Origin of the sequence: Sabulicella rubraurantiaca (genome assembly GCF_017355885.1) — a bacterium.
Lineage (GTDB): Bacteria > Pseudomonadota > Alphaproteobacteria > Acetobacterales > Acetobacteraceae > Roseococcus > Roseococcus rubraurantiacus.
Genome location: NZ_JAFEUU010000008.1, coordinates 1 through 21,397, shown reverse-complemented (window position 1 = coordinate 21,397; position 21,397 = coordinate 1). Strand labels below are relative to the sequence as shown.

The following is a 21,397-nucleotide window of genomic DNA, read 5'->3' as shown; positions in this document are numbered from 1 at the left end:
CACCTCGGCTGCTCTCTGTGGCGCAGCGCCGGGGCGAACGTTGCCCACCGCTTATTGCGTTTTATGGCTCTGGCCATAATTTATGGTCAGCACAATAATTGGGGATAAAGCGTGGAGGCAGCCAGTCCGCAGCCCTTCGTCTTCCGGCGTCCGGCTCTCGCACGGGGCTATGCGGATGCCCTCTTGGGCGTCGGTCCTTTCGACCGCACTTCGGGACTGTTCCTCGCCGCGCCACGGCGCACGGGCAAGACGACCTTCGTTAAGAACGATCTTGGTGACGAACTCCGCGCCCGCGGCGTCGAGGTCGTCTATGTCGACCTCTGGGCAGACCGCCAACGGGATCCCGCTGCCCTGATCGCGGACGCCATCCGGGGCGCGCTCCGAACCCTTGACGGCTCGGTGGTGCGAGCAGCCCGCCGCGCAGGGCTGACAAAGGCCGGACTCGGCAGTTGGGTCTCCTTCGACCTCGACCAGATCGGCGCCCCAGACGGCCCAACACTGACGGACGCTTTGCGGGCTGTGACCGAGCGGGCGGGAGGCCCGGTGGCGCTCATCATCGATGAGGCCCAGCATGCCCTCACCACCGAAGCCGGAGCGGACGCCATGTTCGCCCTGAAGGCGGCGCGCGACGCACTCGGTGCCACGGACAAAGGGCGGCGCCTCCTCCTCGTGATGACCGGTTCCCACCGGGACAAGCTCGCCCATCTGGTACTCCGGCGCGACCAACCCTTCTTCGGCGGCGAGGTGTCCGATCTGCCCCGCCTCGGGCGCGACTTCTCCGACGCCTACACGGCTTGGCTCAACGCGCGGCTCGCGGAAGGCAACCGCTTTGAGCCGAATGGTGTCTGGGCGGCCTTTACAGCGCTCGGTCAGCGTCCCGAATTGCTCCGCCGCGAGCTTGAGCGGGCCGCCCTCAGCGAGGCCGGGGCACCGGCCCTCCAGGTGGCACTCGCCGACGGGGCGCGCGCCCTGCGTGAGCGCATCTGGGAGGAGTTTGATGGCGAGTTCGGCGGCCTGTCGCCGCTCCAACAGGCTATCCTCCTGCGGATCGCCGAAACGGCCGAGGGCTTCGCGCCCTTCTCGTCAGCCTCCCTCGCCGCCTATGCCGAGCGGAACGGTGCCCCGGTTTCCGCGAGCGAGGCACAGGCAGCGATCGAGGTGCTGCGCGGCCGGAATCTCGTGTGGAAGAGTGCCCGAGGCTCTTATGCCCTGGAGGACCAAGAACTCGGAGAGTGGCTTCGTGCCCGGACCGCACTGCCGCCTGGGCGCAACCAGTAGTGGTCAGGCGCAGCTGCCAAGCCGAGACACGACCGGACGTCGCATCCTGGTGCCAACCCGCTAGTGGGCTACCTGATGGCTGGCAGGACGTAGGCCCCCATGCCGGGCAGCACCGTCAATATCGGATTCGGCGGAGGGCTTCCGGCTAGGCCGCATCGCTGCCGACGGCGAGGTGATCTTTTCTCGTTGGCGCCATGACTGGCAGCAAAGCCAGGATTGCGCGTTCAGGGTGGATGGCGGGAAGCGACGGTAGGTTTCCGATGCAGTTCTCATTCACCCGCATCAGCTCGACCAGCGCCCGCTGATTGCTGCTCATGCTGTAGAGACTGCACATCCCCTGCCCTCTCAGCCCCGCTTCTTCGACCGCTTCCTGCCCGTTGCCGGCTTGCCGCTCTTGGCCGCGGCGGAGAGCTGGCGCTTGGCCTGTGCCGTCATGATGCCCCGCGCCGCACCCGCCCAGGCATTGGCGGCGCTCAGGGCCATGCTGAGAAAGGGATTCTTTTTGGTCCAGGGATTCGCCATGCGTCCCTAAGCAACCCCCAAGGCCGCCAGTTGCCGCTCAGGGAAGCGCAGAGGCCTTCGGCCGAAGCCCACGGCACGCTCCTCTTCCATTCTGTCAAAGTGTTCTATTCTGCCGCATCGGAAGGTTAGCCCCAAGCGTTAAGGAATGAGGGCAGACGTTCAGGAACAGGAGTGCCGCGATGAATATTGGCGAGGCCGCCAACCGGAGTGGTGTTTCAGCGAAGATGATCCGGCACTACGAGACATTGGGCTTGGTCCGGCCGGAGCGCTTGGCCAACAACTACCGCTCCTATTCGGAGAAGACGGTTTCGATCCTGCGCTTCATCCGGCACACCCGGGAACTGAACTTCCCGCTCGCCGAGGTGAAGACCATTCTGGCTCTGTGGGAGGACGATCGGAAGGCACCAGAGGAGGTGCGGTCCACCGCTTTGAGGCAGGTAGCTGCACTCGAGGAGAAGGCACAGTCGGTGCAGGCCATGGCGAAGGCCCTGCGCGATCTAGCCGACACGATCGAATCCCAAGGGAAGCCAGAGGCGCCGCGCTTCGAGGGCGCCGAACTCGATACGTCGAGCTGAGGCTGGCGGGAGCGACCTTTGTACCCGTCAGATCGTCAGAGGTCCCACGAAGCCCAGTGAAGGCTTCAGCTGCCGAGGCAGAAACTTCTCGATCCCAGTGCCCCTACTCCGGTTCGATACCCGCCATCGCGATGTAGCGTGCAAAGCGCTCGCGGAGATCACGGGTGTAGGCGGCACAATCCTCAAGACTGAAGCGTCCGATGGTGTGGCCGAACTCTTCCAGCCGCTCTCGCATTGGGCTCGAGTTGAGGGCTCCGACCGCAAGCTCATTCAGTCGCTGCATCACGGGAAGCGGGGTTCCCTTGGGCACCGCGAGACCGAGGAGGCCGGGAAGCGCAACGTCTGGGTAGTACTCGGCGACGGACGGCAGGTCTGGATACCGATCCCAACGCTGCGCGCGCGTCACCGCGATAGCTCGAACCTGGTTGTTCCGGAGATAGCTGTCCGCGGCGGACGTTTCCTGAACGATGAAGTCGATCCGCCCGGCAATCAGGTCGGTCATGGCACCGCCCACGGCTCGATATGGCACGCCCAGCAGCTGAATCTGAGCGACCTTGTTCAAGACCTCAGGGGGCAGTCGCGAGGCCGTGTTGAAATAGGCGAAGGTGTAGCGGCCAGGCTGGGCCCGCGCGGCGTCGACGAGATCGGGCACACTACGCCAGGGGGAGTCAGGCCTGACGATGAAGAAGCTGCCTGCCGATCCGAACATCCCGACGACGTCGAAATCGGCTCCGGGATCGTAGGGCAGGTTTCGAATGAGGCTGGGGTTCGCTGCATGCGTGCTCGTCGTGCAAAGAAGCAGCGTATAGCCATCAGCAGGCGCGCGCCGCACCTCCATGGTGCCGATCACGCCGTTGGCGCCAGGCCTGTTTTCGACGACGACAGGCTGCTTGGCCGTGGCTTCGATGTACTGGGCACAGAGACGTGCGGAGATGTCTCCCGATCCGCCCGGGCCAAACGGCACGATGATCTTGAGAGGCCGACTTGGATAGTTCTCGTCCGCACGGGATGGGGTAGCCAAAGCGGAGCCGATTCCGATCAGGCCAAACTTTCGGCGAGTGATCGATGCGTCGTTCATGATACTCTCCCCCTCCCAGATCAGGTGCCGGTGAAGCGTGGCGCGCGCTTCTCAACGAAATGAGCGACACCTTCCTTGTAGTCATCGGTGCCTCGACAGAGCAGCGCCTCCTCTTCGGATAGCCGAGTTGCTTCTGCGAGGCTCTGGAAGATGGCCTGATTGAGCTGGCGCTTGATAACGCGCTGGGAACGCGGCGAGCAGAGCGCCGCGATTTCTGCAGCGCGGCTCTGCAGCTGCTGATGAAAATCCTCGCGCGGCAGAACGCGCACCAAGCCCATGCGCTCCGCTTCCTCAGCTTCCACCGGCCGGCCCGTGAGCAGGATGTCCGCCGCATTCATCGGGCCGATCAGGCGGCGCAGCATCCACGCGCTTCCGTGTTCAGCGATTAATCCGCGGCGCGCGAAAGCAGTCGTCAACTTGGTGCCAGCGGCCATGTAGCGGAGGTCACAGAAAAGGGTGAGACAAAGACCAACCCCGGCAACAGCGCCATTGATCCCTGCAAGCACCGGCTTGGGGACAGCCATGATGTAGCTATAGCGCTGATCCAGGTCGTCCTTAGCCGATTGCTCAAGTGTGCCAGGCACGCTGTTCGCAGAATTGACGAGCCTGCCCATGTCAGCCCCGGCACAGAAGGCACGGCCTGCACCGGTCAGAACGATGACGCGGACCTCGTCGTCGCGGGAGGCCTGAGAAAGCAGCTCTCGCAACTCCTGCTCCATCGTCGTGGTCCAGGCATTCATCCGGTCCGGCCGATTAAGCGTGATCGTCGCAACGTGGTCCTGCTTGGCGAACAGCATCTCGCCTGACGCCTTCATAGGCGTTTCCTTTCGCGCGTTTCCTTGCCCTGAGCCTTGGTACACCGGGCGTAAGGCGCGCCAAAGTCTCTTCTTTCATATGAAATCTTTTTCGCATATATGAACTTATGAGGAGGTCCTCATGAGCGGCGAGACGATCAAGACGGCCCGGCGTGTACTCGAAGTGCTTGAACACTTCGATGCTGTAGAGCGGCCCCTGAGCCTCAAAGAGATCTCCACGAGATTTGATTACCCTCCATCCAGCACCTCAGTCCTTCTGAAGACACTGATGCAGCTCGGGTACCTTGATTACGACCGCTATACGCGAACTTACATGCCGACGATGCGGATCCATGGCCTCGGGGCATGGGTGAAGAACTCGATGTTCGGTACCCACATCATCGCTCTGGTGGATTACGTCGTTGAAAGCACGGGAGAGACTGTCAGCATCGGCACACAAAGTGATCTGTACATGCAGTACATCCACACCGTGCCATCACCGCATGCCATCCGCCTCAGCATCAAACCTGGCACCATTCGTCCCCTCGCCCGCTCTGGCCTGGGATGGCTCATTCTCAGCTCTCGCAGCGATGAGGAGGTCGAGCAGCTGGTGCGGCGGATTAATGCCGAGACGCCACCGGAAGGGAGAAAGACGGACCTTGGCGAACTCATGGAGATCATTCGCCAGATCCGCACCGACGGGTATGTCATGTCTCAGCACACGGTGACCGAGGGTGCTGGCGTGATCGGCATGCTGATACCCGAACGACGCCATGGCCGCGTCCTTGCGATCGGAGTGGGCGGGCCCGTCGTGCGCCTGACCGAGAAGAAGGAGGCAATCCTGCAGATTTTGCGCAGTGGGTTTGAGCGCTTTTTTGAGCGCGACTGCGGCGACGTCCATCTTGGATTAAATTCACGTCTGTGAAAATAAAGTCTCATATGTGAATGCGGTGGCCTTGCCTGCGCGGCTGCGGCAGGATCGGGTCCAACGGACAATTTGCCGGGGCTGACGCGTGCCGCCCCTGGGGGAAAGATCGGCCAGATGGAGATAGACAAGCACCGGCCGCTGGACGGCGTGACGGTCATTGACTTTGGGCAGGTCTATCAAGGCCCCTACGCCACCTATCTCATGGCAATGGCTGGGGCGACGGTCATCAAGATCGAGCCATTGGCTGGTGAACCCGTCCGGCAGCGGCGCTCGATCGGTCCAGTGGCAGCCGCACCTTTCGCCATGCTGAATGGCCACAAGAAGTGCATCGCCCTCAATATCAAATCGCCCAAGGGACAGGAGATCGTCCGGCGACTGGTCAAGGACGCGGACGTTCTGCTCGAGAACTTCGCTCCCGGGGTGATGGACAAGTTCGGCTTGGGGTGGGAGGCGATGCGCCAAATCAATCCAAGACTGATCTACGCCTCAGGTTCAGGATACGGACTCAGCGGTCCGGACAAGGACAATCTGGCGATGGACGTGACGGTACAGGCCGCGTCAGGCCTCATGAGTGTCACGGGATTTCCCGATGGTCCGCCAGTGAAGGCGGGTCCCGCACTGGTCGATTTCCTGAGTGGCATTCACCTCTATGCCGGCGTCGTCAGCGTCCTCTACGAGCGTCAGTTCACCGGTGTTGGCCGCCTTGTGGAAGTCGCGATGCAGGAGGTCGTCTTTCCGGCCTTTGCCTCCAATCTTTCCTTTTTGTACGAGAACGGTCAGGTGCCTCCACGCACGGGAAACCGGCATGGTGGACTGGCTGCCGCGCCCTACAACGTATACCCCGCCAAAGACGGCTTCGTCTCGATCATCGCGGTCAAGGACAATCATTGGAACAATCTGCTGGCCGCGATGGGCCGGCAGGATCTTCGGGACGATCCAAGATTTTCGAGCAAGGCTGCGCGCGTTCGGAACCTGGAGGAGACGGACCGCCTGATCGAGGAATGGTCGTCAAAGCTTGGACGCGACGAGGCAATGGAGATCCTGCGCCGCCACAAGGTCCCATCTGCGCCAGTTCGAGACTTGGTCGAGGTCGCCAATGATCCGCACATGCACCAGCGCGGGATGCTGGAGTGGATTGATCATCCGGAGTTTGGGCGACTGGTCGTGCCCAACAACCCGATCGTGTTCCATGGCGCCGCGAAGACGCGCGCAGTGCCATCGGCTGACCTCGGTGAACACACAGAGGAGATTCTCTCCTCCCGGCTTGGCTTGTCCTCGGCGGAGATCCAGGAACTCGACGAGCAAGGCGTGATCGGACGGGCATCCGCCCAGTAGAAGGGGACAGAAACGTGGATATTGAGATCTCCCGGGAAGGGATGGTCGGGATTGTCGAGATCAACCGCCCTCCCTCGAATTTCTTCGACTACGAGCTGATCAAGGATATCGCTGACACACTCGACGCCTTCGATGGTGATAGTTCGGTGCGAGCGGTGGTCCTGGGGGCTCGTGGAAAGGCCTTCTGTGCCGGGGCGAATTTTTCCAACGGCCCCTCCAAAGGGCCGAACATCTACGACCAGGCACTGCGAATCTTCAGCCACCGAAAGCCGATTGTGGCGGCCGTGCAGGGCCCTGCGATCGGCGGAGGCTTAGGTCTCGCCATGTCCGCGGATTTCCGAGTGACCTGCCCGGAGGGCCGCTTCTCGGCCAACTTCGCCCGGATCGGCTTCCATCCCGGCTTTGGGCTGACGGTCACCTTGCCTGAGTCAGTCGGCGCGCCCAACGCCAATCTCATGTTCTACACAGGCCGACGCTTCGCGGGAGAAGAGGCGGTTGCGATGGGCTTGGCGCAGAAGCTCGTGGCACAGGACGAAGTGCGCCAAGCTGCGATGGCCTTGGCTGCCGAAATTGCAGAGTGTTCGCCGCTTGGTTTGGCCGCGACCCGGGCAACGATGCGGCGCGGCCTCGTCGAGCGAGTTCGCGCGGCCATGGAACATGAGCGCACCGAGCAGATGAAGCTTCGCGATACGGAGGACTTCCGCGAAGGTGTGCGCGCCAGTGCGGAGCGGCGGCCTGCCATTTTTGTGGGCCGCTGACGGACGGCCAAAGGTCTTTCCGCGCACAGACACAAACGAGCACCGAGGCAGCGCGTCCCTTTACGCACCACGACTGAATCCGCCGGAAGCACCGCTACACGGACCGATGTTTGCTTCTCGCGGCTGAGGACAGGCAATGCTGCGCTCCCCCGGAGAGAGGATTGGCGAAGGCAAGTTCTCGGACGTCCACGCCTGGGTTCCCGGTCAGGTCGTGAAGCTGTTCAAGCCCGGCGTCCCACAGCAGCTCACCCAGCACGAGGCGCGCATGACCCGCGCCGTCTTCGCTGCCGGCACCCCGGCGGCAGAGGTGCTAGACGAGATGACGCTGGTTGATGTTGCGCGCGTGCCCCCGCTTCACATGCGGCCACGCCCGGAGGATTAGCGGCACTGGCTAGACGACGCCGGCTTCAGCGCCGTGCCGGTTCAGGGCGGTAGCACCTTTGAAAGCGCCAGCCTGACACATGAAGCGGCGGCAGCCGATCTCGGTCTCGCGATCGCCATTGAGGGCCTCCCTGGACCCGACCCTTTAGGCAGCCGTCTGGCTATTGTGCATCCAACCCTCAGGCCAACTCGCCGGCACTTTATGTTGCAGTACGAGGCACGGCTTACGGGTGGTCCATTGCTGGCCGTCTTCGCTGACTGGCTCTGTGAGAGGCTTAGCGCCGCACAGTCTGGCGGCTCCTCATGGGATGGCCCGCCAACCAAAGGGGAACAGCTATCTGCGGCGGACAGGCGCTCCGGACGCGCGGGGCACCCTGACGGCAAGCCGGTCTACCGACGCGGTTCTTCTCACTCCTGCCAAGTGTCAGCGCTGCGCCAGCACACCGCTGGAGGCAGCCGCTTCGCTCCTTCAGGCACAATCTGGGCTGCTTCGGCGGAAGGCCGCTCAGCCCCTTCCGGGACGCCGCTTGCACGTCATGGGCAGCAGGCTATCCGCACTTCGCGCAGGTCATCAGTCCGCGCCGATCGCGCGCAGCCTCAATGGCATAGCCGCAGCGCAGGCAATTCGCTCCGCCGTCGTGTGCGTCAAATGGGTCGGCGACGCGCCGCTTAGCAGACTGTCGCTTGGGGTATGGCGTTATTGAGGACGGAGCGGGCTGTACCGCTTCGCTTGAAGCAGCCGGCACTGGCTCGCTTTCAGGTTCAGTCGGTGCCGGCGCCCACATCGGCATAATGTGAGCGACCACCTCCCTTGTCTCAGCTTCAACCGGCTCTTGCGGTGAGAAATGCTTGGATTTGGCGGGAAACCCGTCGTCCCATGTCTGGGCACGAGCCCTGTAACCCTTCCCATCAGCGCCAGTCGTGCTCGAACTGACGGGTCTGGCTGGTAATCGCACAACCTCCACGGCTCGGCTGCCAGCCGAATGGCCCTTGCGCGGAACGTTTAGGATTTCGCGCTGTTCGGTGCCGGCGATCTTTCCTCCACCAAGGCGGGCGAAGACACGGTCGATGTCAGACATAAGCCTCCAGATGCTTTAGGGAATTTGGGTTTCCGGCAGCCGCAAAGGCGCCTGGGTCAGGGGAAGTTCGTGCGGCGAGAACGTCTATCGTCATCAGGGGGCTGAACCTCAGTGCCGATTTTCGTCGGTATTTCGCGTCCTCGTCTACGAGATAAGCGAATATCACGTCACTCACGCCTTAAGCCGCGCTGGAGCCAGCGCTGCTGGCGGTCGGGCTGCTGGTCGAGACGAAGGATCAGGAGGGCAGAGAACCGATAGTGGCCAGCGAGCCCGAGACCCCTAGAAGCAGATATGATCTTGCGCGGACATGCATGCCGACGCATGCGAATGGACCCGCATCCGCCACGCCTCTCATACCATCAGCGGCGGGCTTTTCCCTTCGTGATTTCGCGTTCGATCACGGAGCGGTCTGTCGTCCCCGATCGCCTCATGATCTCTCGCACAATGGCCACGGAGATCCTGTGCCGCTTCGCGATCTGCGCGACATCCTCTTCGAGTTGGGTGTCGGATTTCGGTGCCGAATTGGTTGCTAGGGGTGTCATCGGAGACTCCATCGGGAAGGGTAATGGTACTGGTGCCCGGCTACCGACGCCGCGCCTGACGGGCGGCATAACGGGCGTCGCGCTTCGCTTTCTGTTCAGCGGCAAGCGTCACGGCCGCCGCGGCTGCTTCGCGCTCGGCCTCCACCTGCCGCGCAGCCTCTTCGGTAGCGAGACGCGCTGTCTCGGCCTCGCGGACCGCCTGCTCCGCCTTCAGCCGCCGGGCTTCCGTGGCGGCAGCCTCCGCCTGCGCCTCGGCTTCGGCACGACGTTCGGCGCGACGCTTCTCGCGCTCCTCGGCTGCCGCGCGCTGTGCGGCAAGCCGCTCCTGCACGGCTGGGTCGTTTGGTCCTGGCTGTGCACGGAAACGCTCGATCATCGCCCTGCGGGCGAGGCCTGCAGCTTCGCGTCTTGTGTTGAAGTCGTCGCGCTTGGTTCCAGGCATCGTGCCCTCGTGTTGTCCTAGGTTGTTGAACGGTCGGACGCCAAGATCAGCCCAGGATGTCGAGGACGATCTGGCGGATTTCGGCGGCCGAGAGCGCAGTTCCAGGACGCGGCGTAGCTGACGGTGTGGTGGTGGTACCGCTGTGCGCGGGAAGGCCGCGCGGAACGTAAGTCGTGTTCATGCTTGTCGTCTTTTTTCTCGGCGACGCCGTCTGAGGATCGGCGCCACATCCATGCGCAGGTCGCGGCCGCACAGGATTGCGCGTCCGATCAATCTTCTTCTGGGATGGGCGGGCCCGGCGCTCAGGCAGGAGCAGGAAGAGCGCACTAAAACCAATAAAAGCTGATGTGCTCCATATAGTGGCCAAGCATCGAGATGGAAGATGCAGATCCCGAATTCCGCGTGGTTGACGGCGGCCTGGGCCATATTCTTGGCCAGTGTCCATGTGAATTCTGGATGTAGAGTTCGGTGGCTCGCCCCTTCCATGGCTGCGCTGTCGCTTCGATGAGCGCAGGCGGGCTCACGTTTTCGCCGAGCGTTGGTCGGGTGGCCTTCGCATCTTCCGTTCCCGATTTTTAGGGAGCAGAGGCGCAGGCGATCCATCCGACCTCCCGAGCAGGCGCGGCGCGAGGCCATTGGCCTCTCATGTCTGGAGTTGGCCGCTCTGCTCCACCTGCGGGCCACTTGCCACCAACATTTGTTGCGGCAGCTCCTCGACAAGGCCATGGCTTCCGGCCGCAATCGGTAAACGATGCAGCATCGACAAGGACTCGGCCCATCGGATGGTTTGCGGTCCCAGGACTCCCGACCCACAGGCCTGAATTGGCTCGCCAGGCCGGCTCCTGACCGCACGTCGTGGACAAGCCGCCGATCCGTGTCTCGGCCATCATCGGCAGGGTGACTGCTGTGTGCTATCGGAACGAGGTCCTGACCGATTGGAACACAATGCAGGAAGCAAGAGGCGCGGGTCGTTCTGCTGGGGATCAAGTCTCGCCACTGCAGGGCATTTCACTCTACAGTCAGAACAGGATGGGAGAGCCTGATGAGTCTTGCTGATTTGAAGCCTATAAAGCCAGTTCTTGCCATGAATGCAGCAGCTTGTGTCGCGGCCGCTTTTCTAGGTTATGCAGGTCTGCCCTGGTATCTGATCCCTGTTCTCGCGGGCGTTTTGATGGCTATTTCTTCAGAAAAAAGTACTGCCTACCGCCCCATCTCCAGAGAACAATGGCTTCTTGTTTGGCTAGTGGCGACTGCATTTTTCTCTATAATACTCATGATCATGTTCTGGATCGGCCATCTACTTCGTTGACTATGCAATTTTTCTATTAAGATCACCTGTGATTTCTTGCGCATATGAAAGACAGCCCAGGCTGTCGAACCGTCCGTTGGTCCGCCGATGAGATTGCGCTCTGCGGTATTACCCTATTCCCACGAGGAAAGGGCCGCGACCAACGCCGGCCCCGGGTTAGCCATAGGCCTTTAGGCTCCAGCGTTGTCCTAAGGCCCCTGTCAAAACACCCTTTCACGGGCTCGTGCTTGAGCCAGAAGAACCTGTTCCCGCCCGCTTCGAACTTGAAGACTGTCTCGTAATCTGCGGAACGTCTGGTGTGGGCGGAAAGCGGACCATCAGCGGGGGCGGCCTTGGCGATGGCCTGATCATTGACCGCACCGGTCGCTCGCGGCAGCCCACGCAAGCGCGCCTTCGCCGCCTCGGCCAGTGCCACGGCTCTATGTCCGACACCGGGCGGGGCGGGCTCCTTGATTGTCTCCTCGTGGCCGGCCTGGACCGGAGCGGCGCGAACGCTGCGTAGGGAGCAGGAGGGCATGCGCCGCCTGGCCGAGGAGGCGGCATCGCGGCTCTGCCGGCATGTCCCGGCGGACGACCGCGGCGCCCGCAGTCCGGCCGCGTCACTCCGGCTGCACGCCCGCGGCACGCAGGAGGCGCGTGTTGGTCTCGATGCCCTCCCGGACCAGCGCCATCACCTGCGCGCTCGTCTCGAAGCCGGGGCGCGCGGCCACCCCCGTCATCTCGTTCACCCGCGCAGCGGTCTGCTGGATGGCCTGCCGGAAGGCATCGCCGAGCGCCTCAAGCGCAGCGGGCGGCGTGCGCTTCGGTGCGACGATCGGGAAGAACTCCTCGTGGATCACGCCCGGCATGCCCGCCTGTGGGGCGCTCGGCACGTCCGGCAGGGCTGGGCTCCGTTGCTCCGCCAGCACCGCAAGCGCACGCAGGCTGCCGCCGCGAACCTGCCCGATCGCGGACGCCATGGTGGGCGTGCCGAAATGCGCCTCCCCCGAGACCAGCGCCGCGACGCTCGGCCCGCCGCCGCGGTAGTGAACCGTCTCGGCCTGCACGTTAATCCGCGCCATCAGCACCAGGCCGCCGATGTGCGGGCCGCTGCCCGGGCCGGCCGAGGAGTAGTTGAGCCGACCGGGGCTGGCGCGGAGCAGCGCGAGGAACTCCTGCGCCGTGCGCGCCGGGACGGCGGGATGGATCACGAGCAGGTGCGGCGAGAAGCCGGCCACCGCCACGCCGTCGAAATCGCCGAGCGTGTCGTAGGGCACGTTCGCCACCACCGCCGGTATGGTGGCGAGCGAGCTGTTCATCAGGACCGTGTAGCCGTCGGCCGGTGCGCGCGCCGCCGCCTCGCTGCCGATGACGCTGCCGGCGCCGGCGCGGTTCTCGATGACGACCGGCTGGCCGAGGAGCTGCCCGGCCGGCTCGGCGATGATGCGGGCGAGGATGTCGTTGGAGCCGCCGGGCGACGCAGCCACGATGAGGCGTATCGGCCGCGTGGGCCGCCAGACAGAACCGCGCTGGGCCCGCGCCAGCGCGGGCATCGCGAGGCCGCCCAGCGTGAGGGCAAGGGTCGAGCGGCGATCAAGCTGCATGAACGTATCCCCCGTCAGGTTCTTGGCAGCACCATCGCCCGTTGTCGGATGGCCCGCCTGGGTGCCGAGCGTACACCTTGGACGAACGACCCGATGTGGACCCCCGCCACCCGGCGGCAGCATAGCCGCGCGGCCCTACGCTTTGCGAGTGACCTGACCGACACGGAATGGGCGGTGCTGTCACCGCTGTGGCCGCCAGCCTCGCGACAAGGGCGTCGGCGGGCCTGGCCCGAGCAGGAGATCGTCAATGCCATCTTCTATGTCCTGCGGGCGGGCTGTGCCTGGCGCCTCCTGCCGGACAGCTTCCGGCCCAGGCGGACGGTGTATCGCTGGTTTGCCCGACTGCGTGACGACGGGGTGCCGGAAGCCTCAGCCACCACCTTGTCACCCTCGACCGGGAGCGCGCCGGGCGCGAGGCCAGCCCGACAGCGGCGGTGATCGACAGCCAAAGCACGAAGACCACCGAGGCCGGTGGCCCGCACGGCTACGATGCGGGCAAGAAGGTGCTGGAGCGCAAGCAGCACGCCCTGGTGGACACGGATGGCCGAGCACTGATCCTGCATGCTCACCTCGGCAGCGTGCAGGACCGCGACGGCGCGCCGCCCCTCCTGCGCGCCTCGCGACGCCGCTGGCCCTTCGTCGAGTTGGCCTTTGCCGATGCAGGCTACGCAGGTGAACGTGTCGCGGGGGCCAGCCCCATCCGTGTCGAGATCGTGCGCAAGCCAAAAGGGCAGATCGGCTTCGCTGTTCATGCACGTAGGGGGTGGCCGAACGCTTCTTTGCGTGGATCGGCCGCAACCGGCGCTTGGCCAAGGACTTCGAGGCTTCCATCGCCTCCGCCGAGGCCTTCCTCTACGCCGCCTCTGCCGTTCCGCATGAGGTTCGAGACGGGCTCTTAGACGACCCTGGTCAGCCGCGGGCTGCGGATAAATGCCGAGCGAGGTCGGAGGCCTTTACACCTCTTTGTTCTAAAGGGACCTGGGTGTTCAGGCGCAGTTGAGCCGTTCGTCCTGGAGTTGTCAGCCTCCTGGCAGCAAGGGGAAGGAAGCACTTCGGCCCCACAGGCAACTCCCAGCATCCTCTTGTTGAGTTCTGCAATTATAATTTTTCGTAACCTCATGAAACCGACGCACGTGTCGATGACCTAGCCAAACCCGAAAATTTCAGCAGCGAGCTTCGGTTCAAACCACTGAAAACGTTTCCAAAAACATCTTGGCACGGCTCTTGCTACGAGGGTGCGCACCCGCAACGACGGGTGTCTCCTGGCCGCGTTGGCCGATTACAAGAGGAACACGAGTATGCAGATTCTCAAGCAAGCGGTACTGGGCCTCGCTCTTCTGGCGGCGCCTGTGGCGGTGCATGCCGCGCCCCTGACGGGCTCGATCGACTTCGGCGGCATCTTCCAGGGTGTCGACGGCAGCGGCAACAATGTCCGCCTCGCCGATGCCGTGGCCATCGACTTCTGCGCCAACGTGGTCGGTCCCTGCATCACCGGTGCCGGTGGCTCCTTCTCGGTCGACGCCGTCAGCCCGGGCAGCAACATGCCGGTTTCCTCCGGCAACGTCGGCACGATCCAGGACTTCAACTTCGACTCGTTCTCGGGCCCGATCGCCAACTTCTTCACGGTGGGCGGCCTGTCCTTCGACCTGAACACGATCATCGCGACGCAGACCACGATCCCGCCGCTGCCTCCGGGCACCGCGCCGACCGACTACCTCTTGATCAGCGGCACCGGCACGCTGCGCGCTGCGGGCTTTGACGCGACCCCTGGCACCTTCACCTTCTCGGGCCAGACGGACGGCATCAACTTGGTCGGTGACTTCACCTTCTCGGGCGGCTCGGCGGCGCTTCCGGTGCAGACGCCCGTGCCCGCGCCGGCCGGTCTCGCCCTGCTGGGCGCTGGCCTGCTTGGCCTTGGCCTCGTGCGCCGCAAGGCCGCCTGACACTTCCTCATCAGGGCTTAAAAGACAGCGCTCCGGTCCCGCAAGGGCCGGAGCGTTTCTCGATCTGCAGGAGGTCGTCATCGCTACGCCCATACTCGACCGCCTTCTGCCCCCAAGCTGACTTCGTAACGCATTCCGGTTCATGTTCCGGCGCTGTCGGCAGATGTCGGTTCGGGCAGGCTCTTGCTTCTAATTCTTGCGGCGCGCCAGCAGTGTACGGACGATGGTGACGTGAATCGGAATGAGGCGACGAGCCGTGGCGGCACTTAGCGAAGCCTGGGTCTGGCTCCAGAGCGTCGAAGGTCGAACCTGGGCGGCCTGGGTGCAGGCGATCGGATCTGTCCTCGGTATTCTTGTTGCAGCCCGCCTTGCGAGCAGCCATGCACGAACGCTGGCACAGCACGAACTTGATGAGGGGCGGAACCTCCGCAAGGGCGTGGCTCTTCTCGCGCAGAACCTCGCAAAGCTGCTCGCTATGGCGCACCACGCACTCTCCGACCCGCAAAGGGCGCGCCGGATCAGCGTGGGCACGATCCCTTCCATCGAAAACATCCTCGCCGCCTTGAGATCTGTGGATTTCAGGGTGACGCGTGACGGCGAACTGGTGTTCGAGGTTCAGACCCTCATTCAGTACGGGCTGACCGCGGTCGAGATCTTTCGGTCTGTTTCTGAACGGCCGCCAGGCAGCGAGTTCGCGCAAAGTGACCTCGACGAGATCAACGACATCATCGAGGTGTTGAGGAAGGTGGTTTCCGAGATCGACATGAGAGAGCTTAGGATTGCCTGAGACCACTATGAGGCTGACTTCCCAGTTATCTTTCCCGGTCAAAATGACATTGGCCCGGTCAAAATGACATTGGCCGCTCGACAGCGGCAGGCTCAGCGAGGTGGCCCCCTACATGCCCCCCCCGCCGAAGCTCACGACGCCTGGCAACTGCCAGTGCCGCCCTTTCTCTTGACGCGCTGCGAGAGAGACCAAGCCTGAGAAACCCGTTCATAACGCCTCGGCATCCCAGGCCCCTGCCAGTCGCTCGCCGAGCATCTTGGGTTCGCCGGCGCTGGTGTGCCGCATGGCACGCCACAACGCCGGGGGCGGAGAACCGGCGCACGGGTTCGACGCGGCAAGCAGGACAGCAGGGCCAATCCTATGGGCCTCCCTCTCCGGGATTTGCCTTGGTCCGGGCAAGTCGACGGCTGCGAAGTTGTTGGTCGGATGCGGCGGAGATGTCTTGTGAGGATCTGGCAGCGACCGTTAGGTCGCGAAGCCGTGGTCACAAGCGTCAGCTGAGGTGTGTGCATGAAGGACACGTTTGTCGCCATAGATGGACCAGCGATACGCCCCGCCATCTCGGACCGCGCCGCAGCACGGCGCTCCGCTAAGCGGCGGAGTTTTCCGCAGAGCAGTACCTGGGCGGGGACCGCCAACCCCCTCTAGGGACGGGCTTACCTCGAGGCTGAGGCAGCGTCGCACAGGCCAGCGGTCCTTCGGGGATGAGATGGGCGCCGCCCCGCCGTGTTGCCTCTCCCAGACCGCGCCGTGGCCCTCGCCCGGCTGGACTGTGGATGCCTCGCGCTGCCGCTAGGGCGTGGGCTCCGGCGACACCAGATGAGAAGCCCCGCTGCCATTCAGGCAACGGGGGAAGTTTGAAGGTACTGTGGTCGGTTAGCGTCCTGTAGAACACCCATCACGGCACAAAGTTTCGCAATGAGGGAAGCTCCGCCTCGTCGCGTCCTGGCCACATAGGCCGTCCAGCACCATTCGAGGTGTCCCTGGCCAAGCCCTGGAAGTCGGGAGGAGGGCTACACCCCTTTGGTGTTTCCGAAACCGTTCCGTCCCTTGGCCGGAGGCGCTGTTAGGGGGCGTCGTCGCGGGGTGCGCAGGGATTGACCTTTTTGGGCGGCTGGCCCCACGCAGACTCCCGCTCCGCACGTCCCACGACACGATCAAGTGCAGTGCCGTCATCCAATTCAGGGCAGTCGCCCATGGTGTCAGACGCCACGGCCAGATGACGCCCGTCTCCGGTTCCCGGCCGAAGGGCAAGCTGGTAGGCGGCTCCCTGTAGCTGGGCTATAGGGCGGCCATGCTTCAGCAGAGCCCCATGGAAACGGAAGTCTACGTCCGGGATGCGGCCGATCCCCGCAAAGTCGCACGGGCGGTCGAGGATCTAGCCGGTGGCTGGAGACAGCGGCGGCTTGCCTGGGCCTTGGCGTGGCTCGACACGCGCAACCGTTACCGGGGCTCGGTCTTTGGGCCGTTCTGGCTGACATTCTCCACGGCCGTGATGGTGGGAGGACTGGGCGTCCTATACTCGACGCTCTTCAAGCTCGACATCCGACTATACCTCCCCTTCCTCGCAGTGAGCCTCCTCCTCTGGAACACGATCAACCAGATCGCTGCTGAGGCCTGCACGACCTTCACAAGCGCTGACGCCATCATCCGGCAGATGCGCTTGCCCTACACCGTCCACATCCTAAGGACTGTCTTCAGGACGCTGATTTCGGCGGCGCATAGCCTGCCCCTGATCGCCCTTGTCTTCCTGGTCTGCGGACACCTTCCTGGCCCTGAGGCCTTCCTTGTCGTGCCTGGCTTTATCATCCTGATCGTCAATGCGATCGCCGGCGCGTTTTTCCTGGGCCTGCTGTGTGCCCGCTTCCGCGACATCCCGCCCATTGTCGCGAATGTCATGCAGCTCGCCTTCTTCCTTTCTCCCATCTTGTGGAAGCCTGAACTCCTCGAAGGGTGGCAGGCCTGGCTCTTCCTGAACCCGTTCTATGTCCTCATCGAAGTGGTCCGAGGTCCGCTTGTTGAGGGCGGGGTTCCGCTCCGGGTTTGGGCCGCCTCGGTCGTGTACACGTCTGGAATGGTGGCGCTCGCCCTTGTGTTCTTTGTCCGGTTTCGCAACCGGCTTGCGTTCTGGATTTGAGGACCGTCGGTTATGGCTTACATTCGGTCCGAGGAGATGACTGTCGAGTTTCCTCTCTATCATCTCGGCGCTCGGTCTCTGAAGAAGCGGCTCCTGGCGAAGTCTTCGAGCCGTCTGCGGGATGACGCGAACCGAGTGGTCGTCTCTGCGCTGCGGGACCTGACCTTCACGATCAATCCGGGGGAGCGCGTGGCGCTCGTCGGCAGCAATGGTGCAGGCAAGACGACCCTTCTGCGCTGCCTCGCGGGCATCTACGAGCCGGTCAGTGGACGTATCGAGCTGCAGGGGACCATAGGCGCCTTGATTGACCCTGCCGCAGGCATGGACCAAGAGGCGACGGGCCGCGAGAACATTGTATTGCGGGGTATGTTCCTGGGCCGGACGCCGGCCGAGTGCGAGGCCATGGCTGAAGAGGCAGGACAGTTCAGCGGCCTCGGTGAGTTTCTCGACGTACCGGTCCGGACCTATTCTGCTGGGATGGGCATCCGCCTCGCATTTGCCGCGGCGACGCTGATGTCGCCACAGATCCTGCTGATGGATGAGTGGTTTCTCGCTGGCGATGCCGACTTCATCGCCCGTGCGACCACGCGGTTGGAGCAGTTGGTTTCCGGCGCGGACATCCTCGTGCTGGCGACCCACGACATGAACGTCGTGCAGCGCTGGTGCACGCGCGTCCTGCAGATGGACCAGGGCCGGATTGTAGGCGATATGCCGGTTAGCGATTTCTTCGCGTCATAAGAGTGCTGCCCAGATCCAGCGACAAGCGCTGAGTTCAGCGACCTCAGCGTGCAGAACGCGGTCGTGGGCCGAGGAAGGATGATGTCAGATCACAAGCCTGCAGGAACGCCAGCCGACCAGGAGATCCGAGACCTCACGGCGCGTATTCAGGCGCTCCAGGACGAGTTGCTCCTGGCCGAACATCGCGCCATGCATGCCCGCGCGCAGGCCGAGCGCTACAAGCGTGTGACTAAGGAGGCCAACCTCGAGAAGGAAGAGGCCGTCCGCAAGATCGAGGATGCCTACCGCGTCGCACGCGAGGCACGCCAGGCGGCCGAGGCAGTCCTTCACTCAACGCTGTGGCGCGCAATGGCCCCCGTTCTGGCTGCCGCCAAGGCCATGAAAAGCATGCGTGGCCGGTCAGCGCCGGGCTCCGCCAGCCCTCATGGAACAGCCTCTGGATCTGCGCCAGATGCGATGGATCAACTCGTGGTTCAGGATCGAGGCCTTGCGCTCGATCCGGAGTTTTTCGCGCGCTGGGTCTCCCACTGTGACGTCCTGACCGAGGGGGACAGAGGCGCGATCAGGGAGGATATATCCCGCTTCTCTCGGAAGCCTCTGATCTCTGTCGTGATGCCCGTTTACAACACGCCCGAGGCAGGGCTTCGGCGTGCTGTCGCGGCGGTCCAGGCGCAGATCTACGAGAACTGGGAGCTTTGCATCGCGGATGACGCTTCGACAGCCGGCCATATCCGGCCCTTCCTTGATTCCATCGCAGCGCAGGACGCCCGTATCCGCTGGGTGTCACGGCAGTTCAATGGCCATATCTGCGCGGCAACAAACACGGCTCTCGGCCTCGCAAGAGGTGATTATGTGGTCTTCCTGGACCACGACGACCTTTTGTCGGAGCGGGCACTCTATGAGATAGCAGCGGCGATCAACGACGCGCCCGATCTGGAGATCCTTTACTCCGACGAGGACCGGATCGACGAAGACGGGCTCCGGCGGCACACGCCGTATTTCAAGCCAGGCTGGGACCCAGACCTGCTGATGGGGCAGAACTATGTCTGCCACCTCGCAGCCTATCGCCGATCCCTTCTCGAGGCGGTCGGTGGCTTGCGTGAAGGCTTCGAGGGCAGCCAGGACCACGATCTCATTCTGCGGGCATCGCGTCTCGTTGAGCCGCACCAGATACGCCATGTGCCAGGGCTCCTCTACCACTGGCGCACACAGAGCGGGAGCTTCTCCTCCGAGCAGCTGGACCGGTGCATCCAGGCTGCCCGTCTTGCCGTGAAGGAGCACCTCGCCTCGAGGCCCGATGCGGCCGGTGCAGAGGTTGTGCCTCACCCGTTCGTGCCTGAGTTTCACCGGGTCGTCTGGCCTCTACCGGCCGAAGTCCCGCGCGTAACCGCGATCATAGCGACCCGTGACCGTGCAGAGCTTCTGCGAAGCTCAACATTCGGCCTTCTCCATCGCACAGACTACGCAAACCTCGAGGTCGTGATCGTCGACAATGGCTCCGAGCAGCCAGAGGCACTCGCGCTCCTGGAGGAACTCCAGCAGGATCCCCGCGTGCGCGTCCTTCGGGAACCCGGTCCCTTCAACTACTCCAAGCTGAACAACCTTGGGGCGGCTGCGGCCAGTGGCGAAATTTTCCTCCTTCTGAACAACGACATTCTTGTGATCGAGCCTGACTGGTTGCGCGAGATGGTGTCTCACACCATCCGGCCAGGCGTCGGAACGGTCGGTGCCAAGCTTCTTTTCCCAGACCAGACCATCCAGCATGCCGGCGTCGTCCTGGGTGTGGGGGACTTTGCTGACGGGCCAGGAGTTGCCGGCCATTACGGCCTCGGTGACGAGCAGTCCGACCGTGGCTATTTCTCGCACAACTTCCTCACACGTACCGTGTCGGGAAACACGGCCGCCTGCCTCACCGTTCGGAGCGATGTTTTCAGGCAGGTTGGTGGCTTCAACGAAATCGATGTCGCCATCTCGTTCAATGATGTCGATCTCTGCCTGCGCATCACGGAACTGGGGCTCCGGCACATTTGGACGCCCTTTGCGCAGCTGTTCCACCTGGAGTCAGCCTCGCGTGGACGCGATGACATGACATCCGAAAGCAAGGCCCGCGCAGAGCGCGAGGGGCGCTACATGCGTGAAAGATGGGGCGCGATCCTTGACGCAGATCCCTACTACAACCCGCATTTTTCGCGGTGGAACCATTGGTATCAACTGGAGATTCCCAGTCGCTTCCCGAAGCGCTGGAGGCGGGAGGCCCGCCCTGCCTGAAGGTCCATGTCCTGGACCTCTAGCGGCTCCATACTGAGAAGGAAGTAGAGGCATGTGCGGCATTGTCGGGATCGTCGGACGGGACGAGGTGGCGCCGCGGCTGCTCGAGGCGCTGCGCCGGCTCGAATACCGCGGCTATGACAGCGCAGGCCTCGCGACGCTGGTGAACGGCCACATCGAGCGCCGCCGCGCCGAGGGCAAGCTCGGCAACCTCGCCGCCGTGCTGGAGCGCGAGGCGCTGGCCGGCACCACCGGCATCGGCCACACGCGCTGGGCCACCCATGGCGCGCCGGTGGAGCGCAATGCCCACCCCCACGCCACCGCGCGCGTCGCCGTGGTCCATAACGGCATCTTCGAGAACTATGCCGAGCTGCGCGCCGAGCTGGAGGCCGAAGGCGCGACCTTCGAGACCGAAACGGACACCGAGACCTTCTGCCGCCTGGTGGACCACCTGCTGGCCCAGGGCATGGAGCCGGAGGAGGCCGCCGCCGCCGCCTTGAAGCGCGTCCATGGCGCCTTCGCCGTGGCGCTGATCTTCGCCGGCCGGCCCGAGATGATGATCTGCGCCCGCCAGGGTGCGCCGCTTGCCGTCGGCTTCGGCGAGGGCGAGATGTTCGTCGGCTCCGACGCGCTGGCGCTCGCCCCGCTGACCCGCCGCATCGCCTATCTGGAGGAGGGCGACCACGCCGTGCTGGATTGCGACGGCGCGCGCTTCTTCGACGCGCAGGGCGAGGAGGTGGAGCGCGAGATCCGCGTCACCGCCGTCTCCGGCGCCGCGACGGGCAAGGGCAATTACCGCCACTACATGGAGAAGGAGCTGCACGAGCACCCGGCGGTGCTGGGCGACACGCTGCGGCAGTATCTCGACCCCAAGACGCTGGAGGTGCGGCTGCCGCGCCTGCCCTTCGACCCCGCCCGCG

At 63.8% G+C, this 21,397-nt stretch carries 19 protein-coding genes and 2 pseudogenes; 14 read left to right on the top strand and 7 right to left on the bottom strand.

All coding sequences use genetic code 11. The features are described 5' to 3' along the window. Positions 1 to 111 precede the first annotated feature (111 nt). Positions 112 to 1,278 carry an AAA family ATPase gene (locus JTJ31_RS14865; RefSeq protein WP_207539511.1) on the top strand — a complete coding sequence of 389 codons (1,167 nt, stop codon included), beginning with the start codon at positions 112 to 114 and terminating at the stop codon, positions 1,276 to 1,278. Positions 1,279 to 1,423: 145 nt separating this feature from the next. On the opposite strand, the gene JTJ31_RS14860 is transcribed toward JTJ31_RS14865, so the two are convergent. Together JTJ31_RS14860 and JTJ31_RS14855 are read right to left on the bottom strand one after the other, a co-directional pair. After that, positions 1,424 to 1,594, bottom strand: a complete 171-nt coding sequence (locus JTJ31_RS14860; RefSeq protein ID WP_207539510.1) for a hypothetical protein — start codon at positions 1,592 to 1,594, stop codon at positions 1,424 to 1,426. 29 nt (positions 1,595 to 1,623) lie between these two features. Continuing rightward, entirely contained in the window at positions 1,624 to 1,800 is a 177-nt protein-coding gene (locus JTJ31_RS14855) for a hypothetical protein (protein ID WP_207539509.1), read from the bottom strand. A gap of 179 nt (positions 1,801 to 1,979) precedes the next feature. On the opposite strand from JTJ31_RS14855, the gene JTJ31_RS14850 reads away from it, so the two are divergent. Beyond that, complete coding sequence (locus tag JTJ31_RS14850; RefSeq protein WP_207539508.1) at positions 1,980 to 2,375, top strand: MerR family transcriptional regulator; 396 nt, start codon at positions 1,980 to 1,982, stop codon at positions 2,373 to 2,375. Positions 2,376 to 2,478: 103 nt separating this feature from the next. Here the strand turns inward: JTJ31_RS14850 and JTJ31_RS14845 are convergent, their stop codons facing one another. Together JTJ31_RS14845 and JTJ31_RS14840 are read right to left on the bottom strand one after the other, a co-directional pair. After that, positions 2,479 to 3,453 carry a Bug family tripartite tricarboxylate transporter substrate binding protein gene (locus tag JTJ31_RS14845; RefSeq protein WP_207539507.1) on the bottom strand — a complete coding sequence of 325 codons (975 nt, stop codon included), beginning with the start codon at positions 3,451 to 3,453 and terminating at the stop codon, positions 2,479 to 2,481. A gap of 20 nt (positions 3,454 to 3,473) precedes the next feature. Further along, on the bottom strand, positions 3,474 to 4,250 hold the full coding sequence (locus JTJ31_RS14840; protein ID WP_236020280.1) for an enoyl-CoA hydratase-related protein: 777 nt from the start codon (positions 4,248 to 4,250) through the stop codon (positions 3,474 to 3,476). A 139-nt stretch (positions 4,251 to 4,389) separates the two neighbouring features. Between JTJ31_RS14840 and JTJ31_RS14835 the strand changes: the two genes are divergently transcribed. From JTJ31_RS14835 to JTJ31_RS14820, 4 genes are all read left to right on the top strand, one after another. Beyond that, a complete protein-coding gene (locus JTJ31_RS14835; RefSeq protein WP_207539505.1) occupies positions 4,390 to 5,172 on the top strand; it encodes an IclR family transcriptional regulator in 783 nt (260 codons plus the stop codon). A 117-nt stretch (positions 5,173 to 5,289) separates the two neighbouring features. Next, the gene (locus tag JTJ31_RS14830; RefSeq protein ID WP_207539504.1) at positions 5,290 to 6,510 is read left to right on the top strand and encodes a CaiB/BaiF CoA transferase family protein; all 1,221 of its coding nucleotides are present in this window, start codon (positions 5,290 to 5,292) and stop codon (positions 6,508 to 6,510) included. A gap of 14 nt (positions 6,511 to 6,524) precedes the next feature. After that, a complete protein-coding gene (locus JTJ31_RS14825; protein WP_328805752.1) occupies positions 6,525 to 7,268 on the top strand; it encodes an enoyl-CoA hydratase/isomerase family protein in 744 nt (247 codons plus the stop codon). A 136-nt stretch (positions 7,269 to 7,404) separates the two neighbouring features. After that, on the top strand, positions 7,405 to 7,650 hold the full coding sequence (locus JTJ31_RS14820) for a hypothetical protein (protein ID WP_207539503.1): 246 nt from the start codon (positions 7,405 to 7,407) through the stop codon (positions 7,648 to 7,650). 1,660 nt (positions 7,651 to 9,310) lie between these two features. On the opposite strand, the gene JTJ31_RS24685 is transcribed toward JTJ31_RS14820, so the two are convergent. Next, the gene (locus JTJ31_RS24685) at positions 9,311 to 9,712 is read right to left on the bottom strand and encodes a DUF6481 family protein (RefSeq protein WP_236020279.1); all 402 of its coding nucleotides are present in this window, start codon (positions 9,710 to 9,712) and stop codon (positions 9,311 to 9,313) included. 46 nt (positions 9,713 to 9,758) lie between these two features. After that, complete coding sequence (locus tag JTJ31_RS25025; protein ID WP_268957077.1) at positions 9,759 to 9,893, bottom strand: hypothetical protein; 135 nt, start codon at positions 9,891 to 9,893, stop codon at positions 9,759 to 9,761. An 861-nt stretch (positions 9,894 to 10,754) separates the two neighbouring features. Between JTJ31_RS25025 and JTJ31_RS14810 the strand changes: the two genes are divergently transcribed. Further along, positions 10,755 to 11,021 (top strand): hypothetical protein, encoded by a 267-nt coding sequence (locus JTJ31_RS14810; RefSeq protein WP_207539501.1) that lies wholly within the window; start codon positions 10,755 to 10,757, stop codon positions 11,019 to 11,021. A gap of 599 nt (positions 11,022 to 11,620) precedes the next feature. Here the strand turns inward: JTJ31_RS14810 and JTJ31_RS14805 are convergent. Next, a complete protein-coding gene (locus JTJ31_RS14805; protein ID WP_207539500.1) occupies positions 11,621 to 12,604 on the bottom strand; it encodes a Bug family tripartite tricarboxylate transporter substrate binding protein in 984 nt (327 codons plus the stop codon). Positions 12,605 to 12,697: 93 nt separating this feature from the next. Here JTJ31_RS14805 and JTJ31_RS14800 point away from each other — a divergent pair. The 7 genes and pseudogenes from JTJ31_RS14800 to JTJ31_RS14770 form a co-directional block, all read left to right on the top strand. Next, positions 12,698 to 13,469, top strand: a pseudogene (locus JTJ31_RS14800) (IS5 family transposase); the annotation flags it as partial. A 433-nt stretch (positions 13,470 to 13,902) separates the two neighbouring features. Continuing rightward, entirely contained in the window at positions 13,903 to 14,547 is a 645-nt protein-coding gene (locus tag JTJ31_RS14795; protein WP_207539499.1) for a PEP-CTERM sorting domain-containing protein, read from the top strand. A gap of 256 nt (positions 14,548 to 14,803) precedes the next feature. After that, positions 14,804 to 15,334, top strand: coding sequence for a hypothetical protein (locus tag JTJ31_RS14790; RefSeq protein ID WP_207539498.1), 531 nt, complete (start codon positions 14,804 to 14,806; stop codon positions 15,332 to 15,334). 1,312 nt (positions 15,335 to 16,646) lie between these two features. Further along, positions 16,647 to 17,471: an ABC transporter permease gene (locus tag JTJ31_RS14785; RefSeq protein WP_236020278.1), complete on the top strand. Its 825-nt coding sequence runs from the start codon at positions 16,647 to 16,649 to the stop codon at positions 17,469 to 17,471. Positions 17,472 to 17,507: 36 nt separating this feature from the next. Further along, positions 17,508 to 18,209 (top strand): ABC transporter ATP-binding protein, encoded by a 702-nt coding sequence (locus JTJ31_RS14780; RefSeq protein ID WP_236020277.1) that lies wholly within the window; start codon positions 17,508 to 17,510, stop codon positions 18,207 to 18,209. Positions 18,210 to 18,290: 81 nt separating this feature from the next. Further along, positions 18,291 to 20,477: a glycosyltransferase family 2 protein gene (locus tag JTJ31_RS14775; protein WP_207539495.1), complete on the top strand. Its 2,187-nt coding sequence runs from the start codon at positions 18,291 to 18,293 to the stop codon at positions 20,475 to 20,477. 52 nt (positions 20,478 to 20,529) lie between these two features. Continuing rightward, positions 20,530 to 21,397: pseudogene (locus tag JTJ31_RS14770) on the top strand (glutamine--fructose-6-phosphate transaminase (isomerizing)); the annotation flags it as partial.

What these genes read in the sequence shown, in the direction of transcription:
- JTJ31_RS14860 (WP_207539510.1), bottom strand. Translation starts at nt 1,594, where the DNA reads ATGAGCAGCAATCAGCGGGCGCTGGTCGAGCTGATGCGGGTGAATGAG.
- JTJ31_RS14855 (WP_207539509.1), bottom strand. Translation starts at nt 1,800, where the DNA reads ATGGCGAATCCCTGGACCAAAAAGAATCCCTTTCTCAGCATGGCCCTG.
- JTJ31_RS14850 (WP_207539508.1), top strand. Translation starts at nt 1,980, where the DNA reads ATGAATATTGGCGAGGCCGCCAACCGGAGTGGTGTTTCAGCGAAGATG.
- JTJ31_RS14845 (WP_207539507.1), bottom strand. Translation starts at nt 3,453, where the DNA reads ATGAACGACGCATCGATCACTCGCCGAAAGTTTGGCCTGATCGGAATC.
- JTJ31_RS14840 (WP_236020280.1), bottom strand. Translation starts at nt 4,250, where the DNA reads ATGCTGTTCGCCAAGCAGGACCACGTTGCGACGATCACGCTTAATCGG.
- JTJ31_RS14835 (WP_207539505.1), top strand. Translation starts at nt 4,390, where the DNA reads ATGAGCGGCGAGACGATCAAGACGGCCCGGCGTGTACTCGAAGTGCTT.
- JTJ31_RS14830 (WP_207539504.1), top strand. Translation starts at nt 5,290, where the DNA reads ATGGAGATAGACAAGCACCGGCCGCTGGACGGCGTGACGGTCATTGAC.
- JTJ31_RS14820 (WP_207539503.1), top strand. Translation starts at nt 7,405, where the DNA reads ATGCTGCGCTCCCCCGGAGAGAGGATTGGCGAAGGCAAGTTCTCGGAC.
- JTJ31_RS24685 (WP_236020279.1), bottom strand. Translation starts at nt 9,712, where the DNA reads ATGCCTGGAACCAAGCGCGACGACTTCAACACAAGACGCGAAGCTGCA.
- JTJ31_RS25025 (WP_268957077.1), bottom strand. Translation starts at nt 9,893, where the DNA reads ATGAACACGACTTACGTTCCGCGCGGCCTTCCCGCGCACAGCGGTACC.
- JTJ31_RS14810 (WP_207539501.1), top strand. Translation starts at nt 10,755, where the DNA reads ATGAGTCTTGCTGATTTGAAGCCTATAAAGCCAGTTCTTGCCATGAAT.
- JTJ31_RS14805 (WP_207539500.1), bottom strand. Translation starts at nt 12,604, where the DNA reads ATGCAGCTTGATCGCCGCTCGACCCTTGCCCTCACGCTGGGCGGCCTC.
- JTJ31_RS14795 (WP_207539499.1), top strand. Translation starts at nt 13,903, where the DNA reads ATGCAGATTCTCAAGCAAGCGGTACTGGGCCTCGCTCTTCTGGCGGCG.
- JTJ31_RS14785 (WP_236020278.1), top strand. Translation starts at nt 16,647, where the DNA reads ATGGAAACGGAAGTCTACGTCCGGGATGCGGCCGATCCCCGCAAAGTC.
- JTJ31_RS14780 (WP_236020277.1), top strand. Translation starts at nt 17,508, where the DNA reads ATGACTGTCGAGTTTCCTCTCTATCATCTCGGCGCTCGGTCTCTGAAG.
- JTJ31_RS14775 (WP_207539495.1), top strand. Translation starts at nt 18,291, where the DNA reads ATGTCAGATCACAAGCCTGCAGGAACGCCAGCCGACCAGGAGATCCGA.